We start from the raw sequence: 2,038 nt of genomic DNA on the forward strand, positions 1-2,038 counted from the left end.
TTTCCTCCAGAAGAGACAATAAATATTCGTTGTCTTTGCACATCTCGGCGAGCTTCTTATAATTTTCTGTGAGGACTTCCGCAGTTTTTTCCGCGCTGGCGATCAGCGTCTCAACCGTCGAGTTAGCTCTATCCGCCACCGATTGCGCATCCTCGAGAGTGTAAGCAAAGACGCTCGTTGTCAAGAAGAGCAATAAAATAGAAAAAACCACTATTAATCGGGTCCGCATAACTGTCACCTCTTTTCTGCTATTTACTCATGTGTATAAATCATATCATAAAATCATTAGATTTCAAAATACTTCTTCAATCGATGGCGAATAGACCGGGACTATCGAGAAACCTCTTGCCTAGAAACACTAGTTCGCAACAAATCAGTCAGAAAAGCCGATTATCAAAACCATATTATATCTCAACTTTTCTTTTTTACGATTTAACAAACCAAGAGAATTTCGATATTGAAAGTGTCAGACAGCAGCTTCCCCGGGATCGCTTCGATTTTCAACTGCAGCGTACCGTTTTATTCACACCGGTTTTTTTGTGGAAAGGAGTCCGATGCGGAGTTCTTCTTCGAGCCTCCAGCCACACTTTATACGTCTGCCGCGATAGGTTTGACCGGAGAGGTAAAAGATAGCAGTTGACGCTTCAAAAAGATAGAATAGATCCATGAAAGAAATGGTAGTGGTGAGCGAGTAAATTGATGTTTAAAACTAATTTCGTGTACAGGGGGAGAGTGTCATGAAATTTCTCAATTCAGTGCTGATTATGTTTTTGGCAACTGTATCTATAGCGGCTTTGCAGACACCTTTGCCAATCTTCTCTCAACCTTTGTTCGATAGTCAGAATGGGATCGTGGAGGTTTTTTGTGAAGAATCGGTCGACGCCTCGAAGATTTCGGTGACCGTTGTGTTCAAAGACGAAGATCATCCGTGCTGGCTGGCGGATATCCCGTACGATATTTACAGGTTTTTCAGATACGGCCGTATTTTCGATATCGAGACCTTTTATCTCTACCTGAACGCCGACGGTTCCCTGCAGGGAATAGAGTTTCCCGGCGTTTATTCGGGCGACCATCGCTTCGAAGATACGCGAGATCTTCACGGCTCGGCATACATAACAGCCGATGAGATTCTCTTCCTCGAGCAGAGACCGGTTGTGTACGTGAACACATGGAACCACATGTTCGGCCCGAAGCCCTCTTTCGATCTGAACGCCGAAACGCTTCTCTTCGAATATCCCCTCTCTCCTGGCGGAAGAGACGCGGCCGAAGGCAAATATTCATGGCACTGGTAGTCCAGTGCACAGGCAATCGGCGAATCCCGGCCGATCTTTGAGGCCGTTTTTTCACACTCGAAGTGGGGAGATGGTGTAGTTGTTCGAAGAGATACGCGAAATAGAACGGGCCATCGCCGGACTTATCGACGGTGCGAAAGTGGCTATGATTCACTCGTCGCTTTCAGCCATGGGCCGCGTTAATGGCGGTCCCACGGCAGTCGTTGAAGCAGCGGCGAGACTCGCGGAAAGAGGGATCACGGTGATGATGCCCGCCCTTTCTTATGAGCACGTAACGCCGGAAAGACCTCTCTTCGATCTGGAGAGAACACCTTCCAACGTCGGAGTTATTCCCGAAGCCTTCAGAAAAAGTGAAGGGGTAATCAGAAGCGTGCATCCGACTCACTCGGTCTGTGCCTTCGGTCCGCTCGCAGAAGCCGTAACGGCTGAACACGCAAAGGACAGGACCCCGGTGGGCGAGAGATCGCCCTTCAGAAAGCTTGTCGAGAAAGATGGAGTCGTGATCTTCATCGGATGCGGATTGAGGCCGAACACACTGATGCACGGGGTCGAGGAGCTAGTGAAACCGCCGTACCTTTTCAACGGGGAGGTTTCGTACACCATCGTAACCGGCAAAGGATCGGAGTACTCCGCCAGTTACCTCACCCACGACTTCAAGGGGTACGTTCAGAGGTACGACAGGATCGCAGAGTTTCTTACGAAAGACGAAATGATAAGGGGAGGAGTGCTGAAGGCCGAATGCTACG

At 48.7% G+C, this 2,038-nt stretch carries 3 protein-coding genes; 2 read left to right on the forward strand and 1 reads right to left on the reverse strand.

Annotated features, from left to right (window positions below; genetic code table 11):
• A partial coding sequence (locus tag PKX57_RS12115; RefSeq protein WP_472417575.1) for a hypothetical protein occupies nucleotides 1-229 on the reverse strand: 229 nt, incomplete at its 3' end.
• Nucleotides 230-737: 508 nt separating this feature from the next.
• On the opposite strand from PKX57_RS12115, the gene PKX57_RS12120 reads away from it, so the two are divergent.
• Nucleotides 738-1,292 (forward strand): hypothetical protein, encoded by a 555-nt coding sequence (locus PKX57_RS12120; protein ID WP_472417577.1) that lies wholly within the window; start codon nucleotides 738-740, stop codon nucleotides 1,290-1,292.
• Nucleotides 1,293-1,371: 79 nt separating this feature from the next.
• Nucleotides 1,372-2,038, forward strand: a 667-nt coding sequence (locus PKX57_RS12125; RefSeq protein WP_472417579.1) for an AAC(3) family N-acetyltransferase, incomplete at its 3' end; no start/stop codon positions are given.

It is taken from the genome of Mesotoga sp., from assembly GCF_035363035.1.
In the GTDB taxonomy this organism is placed as follows: domain Bacteria; phylum Thermotogota; class Thermotogae; order Petrotogales; family Kosmotogaceae; genus Mesotoga.